We start from the raw sequence: 7,916 nt of genomic DNA on the forward strand, positions 1-7,916 counted from the left end.
CTCGGGGGACAAACACCCGACGAGGCATACAGGCAAGGGGCGGACAAACTGTGTTTGGCGGCGTGAACTGAACAGGACCAAGCTTAACGCCGAACAAAAACTGTCCGCTCACGGGGGACCAGCTCTCCCCCTGCTGGCCCCGCCGATGGCGGCGGACTTCAACTGGTCGCGGTCGGCGATTTTCGGGCTGGCATCTCTGGCATTGGCTGTAGCGGGCTTGGCTGCCTATCCGGTGGGCCGCGCCATCGACCAGGGGTATGGTCGCATGGTCATGGCCGGCGGGTCGCTGCTGGCGACGCTGGCCCTGCTGATCTGGTCGCACGTAGACGCGGGTTGGCTGTTACCCCCGCTGTTCATCCTGATCGGGCTGGCCAAGGCCATGACCCTGTATGAACCGGGTTTCGCCGTGGTTTCCCGCCGCTTTGGCCCCCAGGCACGGCGTGGCATCACGGCGCTGACCCTGTGGGGTGGCTTTGCCAGCACCGTCTTTGTTCCGCTGACCCAGTTCCTGCTGGACCGGCTGGGCTGGCGCGGGACGCTCGAGGTGCTGGCCGCCATCAACATGTTCCTGGCCTTGCCCCTGCATCTGCGGGTGATCGACCGGCGGACGCCGACATTGTCGCACCGGGCGGTGGCGACCGACGACGGTATTGTGCGCTGGGTGCTGCGCCAACCCGCATTCTGGGGCCTGATGGCCGCCTTCACCCTGTACTATGCCCTGTTCTCGGGTATCAGCTTTCACCTGTATCCCCTACTAGGGGAGCAGGGCCTGTCAACGGTGTCGGTCGTGCTGGTCCTGACCTTGATCGGCCCGGCGCAGGTGGTGGGCCGGATCATCGTGGCCGCCATCGCCGAGCGGGCGCCGATCCGACGGGTCGGGGTGGGCACCATCCTGGCCCTGCCGATGGCGCTTGCCCTGTTACTGCTACCCGGCGGCGGGGTCCCGGCACTGGTGCTGTTCGCCATCCTTTATGGCGCTGCCAATGGCATCATGACCATCATCCGTGGTGCCGCCGTGCCAGAGATGCTGACACCCCGCGCCTATGGTGCCGTCAATGGCCTGTTGAGCCTGCCTGGTTCGGTGTGTAAGGCACTGGCCCCACTGCTGGTGGCGCTGATCTGGGACCGGTCCGGGTCCTACCAGCCTGTGCTGTGGCTGGGGATCGCGGCCTGCGTGCCGATCCTGGCCGGCTTTCTGCTGGCCGCCTTCACGCGGCCGCGGGATCGCAGCAGGTCGTCGCCATGACCGGCCGCGAACAGCATTGTTCACGCAGGAAGGCCAGCAGCGCGTCCATCTGCGGATAGATCGGCCGGCAGATCAGGGTGCGTCCGTCCCGCACCTGTTCCACCAGCCCGGCCTGCACCAGTTGCTTGATATGGTGGGACAGGGTGGACAGGACGATGCCCAGTTCCTCGGCGATGGCGCTGACCGGCATGCCCTCATCGCCTGCCTGCACCAGCCGTTGATAGATGGCAAGGCGTGAGGGATGCCCCAATTCGGCAAAGCAGCGGGCGGCGGCTTGGATATCCATGAAGGCGCTCCAGATCCAAATTCACTGTAGAATATGGCGCCAACACTTCTAAATTTCCAGGAATACAAAACCGTAGCCACCGGGGCGGGCGGAAGAAGCGCCGTTCTTCGGACCAATGTCGCATGTCGAGGCCGCCTGCCATAGCCAGTGCCGGTCGATTCCAGGATCGGTGCGCCGAACAAGCTGGTCCGGCTGAAACGCTCAACCACCATGGACGTAAAGGGAAAAAGTGTAGCGGAACCGACGGGCAGAACTGGTCACGGGTGAGGCCACACCAGCAATCGCCAGAACGCAGGCCACGAAGTGGCGGGTCAACTGGCTTGACAGTTCGATACAATTCCATAATTATCGAATCATGGAATCGAAACACGCGACAGAGGCCTTTGCGGCCCTTGCCCAGGAAACGCGGCTCTCCATCTTCCGGCTGCTGGTGCAACGGGGGCCTAACGGCCTGCATGCCAGCGAGATCGCTGCCCAGGTCGGCGTTCCCCCCTCCACGCTGTCCCACCATCTGGGCATTCTGGAGCGGGCGGGCCTGCTGCGGTCCTGGCGTGTGCAGCGGCAAATCTTTTACGCGACCGATTATGAGGGCACGCGCAAGCTGGTGGCCTTTCTGATGGAAGATTGCTGCCAGGGCCGACCGGAGATCTGTAGCGGCATCCCGGTGCCAACCTGTGCCGGCGATTGCCCGGATTGACCCAACCGACGCCCGCCCAAGGAGACATCATGTCCGAGCGCGTTTTTAATGTCCTTTTCCTCTGCACCCACAACAGTGCCCGCAGCGTCATGGCGGAATGCATCCTGAACAAGGAGGGCAAGGGCAGGTTCCAAGCCTTCAGCGCCGGCAGTCAGCCGTCGGGTCGCATCAACCCCTTCGTAAAGGACCTGCTGGAGCATCTGGGCCATGACATATCGGCTGTGCGTTCCAAAACCTGGGATGAATTCGCAGGCCCCGACGCGCCGCAAATGGATTTCATCTTCACCGTCTGCGACAACGCCGCCGGTGAGGTCTGCCCGGTCTGGCCCGGCCATCCGATGACAGCCCATTGGGGCTTTCCCGACCCATCCTCGGCCACCGGCACCGATGCGGAAAAGGCCGCTTTCACCGCCAATGTCTTTGCCCAGATCCAGCGCCGGCTGCAGCTGTTCATGAGCCTGCCGCTGGCCTCGCTGGACAAGCTCGCGTTGAAGCGCAAGCTGGCGGAGATGGCGCAGCAGGGGGCCATGGCATGACCGATATCACCATCTACCACAATCCCGCCTGCGGTACGTCACGCAACACCCTGGCCATGATCCGCAACAGCGGCGTGGAACCGACGATCATCGAGTATCTGAAGACCCCACCCTCGCGCGAAACCCTGATGGACCTGATCGCCCGCATGGGCGTGTCGGTGCGGGATGTGCTGCGCGAGAAGGGCACGCCCTATGCCGAACTGGGGCTGGGCGATCCGGCCTTGTCGGACGAGGCCCTGCTGGATGCCATGATGGCGCACCCGATCCTGATCAACCGGCCCATTGTTGTCACCCCGCTGGGCGTGCGCCTGTGCCGGCCATCGGAACGGGTGCTGGACATCCTGCCCGATGCACAGAAATCCGCCTTTGCCAAGGAAGATGGCGAGGCTGTTGTGGATGCGTCCGGTAACCGCCTGCGGTGAACCAAATCCGCTCTCTGAACCCGTTCCAAGGTCCGCAATCGTGAGCCAAGCCGTACCAGCCCGCCGCCTGTCCTTTCTGGACCGATACCTGACCCTGTGGATCTTTGCCGCCATGGCGCTGGGCGTGGCCTTGGGCAGCCTGTTCGAGGGGCTGCCGGCGGCACTCGACCGGCTGTCGGTGGGCACCACGAACATCCCCATCGCCATCGGCCTGATCCTGATGATGTATCCACCACTGGCCAAGGTCCGGTACGAGGAGTTACATCAGGTCTTCGCCGACAAGCGCATCCTGGCCCTGTCGCTGGTTCAGAACTGGATCATCGGGCCGGTGCTGATGTTCGCGCTGGCCGTGATCTTCCTGTCCGACCAGCCGGATTATATGACCGGCCTGATCCTGATCGGTCTGGCGCGCTGCATCGCCATGGTGCTAGTCTGGAACCAGCTTGCCTGCGGGTCGAACCAGTATGTGGCGGGGCTGGTGGCCTTCAACTCCATCTTCCAGATCCTGTTCTTCAGCGTCTACGCCTGGTTCTTCCTGGGCTTCCTGCCGCCGCTGCTGGGGCTGGAGGGCAGCGTCATCGACGTGTCGTTCTGGACGATCGCTGAGGCGGTGCTGATCTATCTGGGCATTCCCTTCCTGGCAGGCTTCCTGACCCGCAAGGTCCTGATCCGCGCCAAGGGCGAGAGCTGGTACGAGAACCGGTTCCTGCCCCGGATCTCCCCCATCACGCTCGCGGCCTTGCTGTTCACCATCGTCGCCATGTTCAGCCTGAAGGGCGGCGACGTCGTCCGGTTGCCCCTGGATGCGCTTTCCATCGCCGTACCGCTGACGCTCTATTTCTTCATCATGTTCCTGGTCAGCTTCTTCATGGGGCGGCTGATCGACGCCGACTATCCCCGCGCCACCTCGGTCGCCTTCACGGCGGCCGGCAATAATTTCGAACTGGCCATCGCGGTGGCTATCGCCGCCTTTGGCCTCGCTTCCCCCGTGGCCTTCGCCGCTGTCATCGGCCCGCTGGTGGAGGTGCCGGTGCTGATCCTGATGGTGCAACTGGCCCTGTGGCTGGGCCGGCGCTGGTATCCCGCAACCGCACCGGCCAGGGGATGATCCGCATGAACCGTCTTCGCCCCCTGCCCGACCCGACCCTTTTGCCCGCACTCGACCCTGCCTATGCCCATCAGCGGCCAGCCCTGGGCCTGGGGCCGCTGGACCCCAAGCCGCGTATCCTGCTGCTTTATGGGTCGCTACGGGAACGTTCCTTCTCCCGTCTGGCAGTGGAGGAGGCGGCCCGCCTGCTGGAATATTTCGGCGCCGAGACGCGGATCTTCGACCCGTCCGACCTGCCTTTGCCCGACCAGGTGAAGGGCGACGACCATCCGGCCGTGCGCGAGCTGCGCGAGCACTCCATCTGGTCAGAGGGGCAGGTCTGGTGCAGCCCCGAACGCCATGGCCAGATCACCGGCATCATGAAGGCGCAGATCGACCATCTGCCCCTGGCCATGGGCGGCATCCGCCCCACCCAGGGGCGAACCCTGGCCGTCATGCAGGTATCGGGCGGATCGCAGAGTTTCAATGCTGTCAACACCCTGCGCATCCTGGGTCGCTGGATGCGGATGGTGACCATCCCCAACCAGTCCAGCGTCGCCAAGGCCTTCCAGGAATTCGACGAGGCCGGCCGCATGAAACCGTCGGCATATTACGACCGTATCGTCGATGTGATGGAGGAACTGGTCCGCTTCACGGTGTTGCTGCGCCCCCATGCCGACATGTTGGTGGACCGCTATTCCGAACGGCGGGAAGCCGGCAAACCCGTCGATCCTGCGACCGACCTTGCGACCCTGGCCACCGGTGGCGGACAAGGACGGGTCTCGTGACGGAGCGCAAGATTGATGTCGCCATCATCGGCGGGGGACAGGCGGGGCTGGCCACTGCCTATCACCTCCGCCGGGCCGGCATCGACTTTGTCATCCTGGATGGTGAGGTGGCACCGGGTGGGGCATGGCGGCATGGCTGGGACAGTCTGCGCCTGTTCTCCCCCGCCGCCTACAGTTCGCTGCCGGGCTGGCCGATGCCGCCGGGTGGCGATGATTACCCGTCCCGAGACGCCGTCATTGACTATCTGACCCGGTATGAGCAGCGCTATCCCTTCCCCGTTCACCGGCCTGTCCATGTCCAGACGATCGTGGATGGCGGTGACCGCTTGCGGATCGAGACCGATAAGGGGGCGTGGCGGGCAAGGTGCATTGTCATGGCCACGGGCACTTGGCGTCATCCATATATCCCAACCTATCCGGGGCAAGAGCTGTTCGCGGGACAGCAGATCCACTCTGCCCATTATCGCGGGCCCGAGAGGTTTGCCGGGCAGCGGGTACTTGTGGTGGGGGGCGGCAATTCCGGGGCGCAACTGCAGGCCGAATTGTCGCTGCTCGCCGATGCGACCTGGGTGACGGAGCGCCCGCCGGTCTTTCTGCCCGATGAAGTCGATGGCCGGGTTCTGTTCCAGCGGGCGACCGCCCTTATCAAGGCGTTTCAGGAAGGGCGCGCGCCGGATGCACCGCCCGGTGGGCTGGGCGACATCGTCATGGTCGCCCCGGTCAAGGCGGCACGGGATCGCGGCAATCTCGGCAGTGTGCGGCCCTTCGCCCGTTTCACCCGAACAGGCGTCCTGTGGACCGACGGCACGCAGACCGATATCGACACCGTGATCTGGTGCACGGGCTTCCGCTCTGCCCTGGACCCGGTTGCTGGATTGGGGCTGATCGAGGCCGATGGAACTGTGGCGCTGGATGGCACCCGCTGCCACCGCAACCCCAAACTGTGGTTTGTCGGGTATGGCACATGGACCGGCCCCGGTTCCGCGACACTGATCGGCGTGGGCCGTAGCGCCCGCAATACCGCTGCGGAGATTGCCGCGGCACTGACAGACGGCCTTCCCATCAAGAGCTGAAACCATCTGGCGATCAGACCTTTCTTCCTTGTGATACGCCGGACGGGGTTGGATCAACCGACCTGCGGCCCGCCTCGCTGTCGCCCGAAGTTCCAGGTCACGCCATCCCCGCTGATGATCCCCGACACAGGCTGCCCGATATGCCGGTCCAAGACGGCCCGCCAGGGCACCAGGGTGAAGTCCCGGCTGCGCTCGACCAGGGCCAGCTTGTCGCCGGCAAGGACCACCGTCCGACGGTAGATGCCATCAACGGGTTGGCCACGGGAGAGGCTGGCATAGGGCAAGCCCAGTTCGTCGGATAGTTGGCCGGCAAGACGCATAGTCCGCTGCCCCGGCAACCCCGCAATGGCCAGCAGCGCAAAGGCCAGCCCAACCGCCTTCAGCGCAGCCATAGTGGCACCAACCGACCGATGACAGCGGCCCGAAATAGCGGCCATCCAGGGACTCTGCCGCTGGCATCAGGAACAGGATTTCTCCTGCCGACAGGACCCGGCAGCCCTCCCACCAGGGCAACGGACGGCCCGCCCTGTCGGCCTTCTGACGCACGGCGACCATATCGCCATCGATGGTGATGACCCCACCCTTGGCGCAGACATGATCCCCGCCCATGGCCGCCACCTGCTTGATCAGTGGCACATCGCGCGGCAGATAGCCCCGCCGCGCCGCCATGTTGGCAATGCTCTCCGGCGGAGTTACCAGCGCCATATCGCCAGGACGAAGGCGGGTCTCCGGCAGCACCAGATAGAGCCCAAGGGGAGCAGATGCGCTGCTGTTCCAGACCACGATCGGCTCCGGGCGAGCCAGCACCGAAAAGCCCAGCGCCACCAATGCCAAGCCTGCCAGCCACAATGCTCGACGACGTGCCGTTCGCGACAATCGGTGGCGCGATGGGCGGCGGGGCGATTTCTGTTGCGATATCGGAGCGCAATTCATGACGCATCCCCCTTGTCCGAGGTGCTGTCGCGTCGCTCCCCCAATGACCAAGCATCCAGGTCATCAATGTGATAGCGGACATAACGCCCGTGCTTGCGAAAGCGCGGACCACCGCCTGTCAGGCGCATCTTTTCCAGCGTCCGATGCGACAGGCCGATATAAAAGGCGGCCTGTGCCGTGTTGAGAAACGGGCTGCCTTTGCGGGCTTTTGCGGCTCGATTGACCTCATCCTCCATCTCACCACTCCTCGGGTGACGGCGGCGGGGATCGCCGCAGATGGGGCGAGCATGGCGAACGGGGGCGTGGTTGCGGACGCTCGAAAACCGGCCCCCCAAGATTTCGATCCCCCTCCCCCCGAACAGGCGAAAAGCCCCGTCCCGGCGGTGCCGGAACGGGACTGAAAAGGCGGGGATCAGCGGTCGCGGGGCTCCCACAGGGCGATGTGGGTGGTGCCGTCATCAGCCGGATGTTCCAGCTTGACGAGACGGGCACGCACCCAATGGGGACCGAATTCCGGCGCACCGATCTTGAGGTTCAGATAGGTCTCGCCGCTGGATTTGGCGATCTGGGACCAGCCGGCACCGACCTCGTAGCGCTGGCCGTTGCCGGCAAAGACGCGGTGGTCGGGGGCATTGTCGGACAGCTTGGTCACCGGAACGATGGCGAGCGAAGCGGTGACGTTGAGGGTCTTGAGGATGCCCGAGAAGCTGCCGTCGTCGAGCTTGGTGAAGGTGCCGAGGGTGATGGCCATGATCTGTCTCCTACGCTGCGGTCGCGGGACCATCCCCGCGATGTCCCCGGCGTCAGAGACCGCAAAGGTGACCAGCGCCACCCGAGCAAAGCGAAGG

Annotated in this window: 11 protein-coding genes and 1 pseudogene; 7 read left to right on the top strand and 5 right to left on the bottom strand. The window is 64.6% G+C overall.

The genetic code is table 11. The features are described 5' to 3' along the window. The first annotated feature begins 133 nt into the window (after positions 1-133). The gene (locus KBA48_RS31235; RefSeq protein WP_292912598.1) at positions 134-1,246 is read left to right on the top strand and encodes an MFS transporter; all 1,113 of its coding nucleotides are present in this window, start codon (positions 134-136) and stop codon (positions 1,244-1,246) included. Here KBA48_RS31235 and KBA48_RS31240 read toward each other — a convergent pair. After that, a complete protein-coding gene (locus KBA48_RS31240; RefSeq protein ID WP_292912589.1) occupies positions 1,209-1,532 on the bottom strand; it encodes a helix-turn-helix transcriptional regulator in 324 nt (107 codons plus the stop codon). The two genes, KBA48_RS31235 and KBA48_RS31240, sit on opposite strands and share 38 nt — an antisense overlap. Positions 1,533-1,887: 355 nt before the next feature. Between KBA48_RS31240 and KBA48_RS31245 the strand changes: the two genes are divergently transcribed. Genes KBA48_RS31245 through KBA48_RS31270 form a run of 6 tightly spaced genes read left to right on the top strand, consistent with a single transcriptional unit; the run spans position 1,888 to position 6,135 of the window. Then, positions 1,888-2,229 carry a helix-turn-helix transcriptional regulator gene (locus KBA48_RS31245; RefSeq protein ID WP_292912590.1) on the top strand — a complete coding sequence of 114 codons (342 nt, stop codon included), beginning with the start codon at positions 1,888-1,890 and terminating at the stop codon, positions 2,227-2,229. Positions 2,230-2,258: 29 nt separating this feature from the next. Then, positions 2,259-2,765: an arsenate reductase ArsC gene (locus tag KBA48_RS31250; protein WP_292912591.1), complete on the top strand. Its 507-nt coding sequence runs from the start codon at positions 2,259-2,261 to the stop codon at positions 2,763-2,765. After that, a complete protein-coding gene (gene arsC, locus KBA48_RS31255; protein WP_292912592.1) occupies positions 2,762-3,187 on the top strand; it encodes an arsenate reductase (glutaredoxin) in 426 nt (141 codons plus the stop codon). The genes KBA48_RS31250 and arsC overlap by 4 nt, the downstream gene beginning before the upstream one ends. A 40-nt stretch (positions 3,188-3,227) precedes the next feature. After that, a complete protein-coding gene (gene arsB, locus KBA48_RS31260; RefSeq protein ID WP_292912593.1) occupies positions 3,228-4,295 on the top strand; it encodes an ACR3 family arsenite efflux transporter in 1,068 nt (355 codons plus the stop codon). Positions 4,296-4,300: 5 nt separating this feature from the next. After that, positions 4,301-5,062, top strand: a complete 762-nt coding sequence (gene arsH, locus KBA48_RS31265) for an arsenical resistance protein ArsH (protein WP_367273898.1) — start codon at positions 4,301-4,303, stop codon at positions 5,060-5,062. Beyond that, positions 5,059-6,135 (top strand): ArsO family NAD(P)H-dependent flavin-containing monooxygenase, encoded by a 1,077-nt coding sequence (locus KBA48_RS31270; protein ID WP_292912595.1) that lies wholly within the window; start codon positions 5,059-5,061, stop codon positions 6,133-6,135. The genes arsH and KBA48_RS31270 overlap by 4 nt, the downstream gene beginning before the upstream one ends. A 53-nt stretch (positions 6,136-6,188) precedes the next feature. Here the strand turns inward: KBA48_RS31270 and KBA48_RS31275 are convergent, their stop codons facing one another. The 4 genes and pseudogenes from KBA48_RS31275 to KBA48_RS31285 all read right to left on the bottom strand — a co-directional run. Further along, on the bottom strand, positions 6,189-6,527 hold the full coding sequence (locus tag KBA48_RS31275; protein WP_292912596.1) for a DUF3363 domain-containing protein: 339 nt from the start codon (positions 6,525-6,527) through the stop codon (positions 6,189-6,191). Between the two features lie 79 nt (positions 6,528-6,606). Further along, a pseudogene (locus KBA48_RS33125) lies at positions 6,607-7,068 on the bottom strand (S26 family signal peptidase); the annotation flags it as partial. Continuing rightward, entirely contained in the window at positions 7,065-7,304 is a 240-nt protein-coding gene (locus tag KBA48_RS31280; RefSeq protein ID WP_089290451.1) for a helix-turn-helix domain-containing protein, read from the bottom strand. The gene KBA48_RS31280 and the pseudogene KBA48_RS33125, both read right to left, overlap by 4 nt. 176 nt (positions 7,305-7,480) lie before the next feature. After that, on the bottom strand, positions 7,481-7,916 hold a 436-nt coding region (locus KBA48_RS31285; protein ID WP_292912597.1), incomplete at its 5' end, for a DUF736 domain-containing protein.

It is taken from the genome of Niveispirillum sp., assembly GCF_017996735.1.
GTDB lineage: Bacteria > Pseudomonadota > Alphaproteobacteria > Azospirillales > Azospirillaceae > Niveispirillum.

Excerpts from the sequence above, each read along its gene's own strand:
- arsH (WP_367273898.1), top strand. The coding sequence starts at position 4,301 with ATGAACCGTCTTCGCCCCCTGCCCGACCCGACCCTTTTGCCCGCACTC.
- KBA48_RS31275 (WP_292912596.1), bottom strand. The coding sequence starts at position 6,527 with ATGGCTGCGCTGAAGGCGGTTGGGCTGGCCTTTGCGCTGCTGGCCATT.
- arsC (WP_292912592.1), top strand. The coding sequence starts at position 2,762 with ATGACCGATATCACCATCTACCACAATCCCGCCTGCGGTACGTCACGC.
- KBA48_RS31245 (WP_292912590.1), top strand. The coding sequence starts at position 1,888 with ATGGAATCGAAACACGCGACAGAGGCCTTTGCGGCCCTTGCCCAGGAA.
- KBA48_RS31250 (WP_292912591.1), top strand. The coding sequence starts at position 2,259 with ATGTCCGAGCGCGTTTTTAATGTCCTTTTCCTCTGCACCCACAACAGT.
- KBA48_RS31280 (WP_089290451.1), bottom strand. The coding sequence starts at position 7,304 with ATGGAGGATGAGGTCAATCGAGCCGCAAAAGCCCGCAAAGGCAGCCCG.
- KBA48_RS31240 (WP_292912589.1), bottom strand. The coding sequence starts at position 1,532 with ATGGATATCCAAGCCGCCGCCCGCTGCTTTGCCGAATTGGGGCATCCC.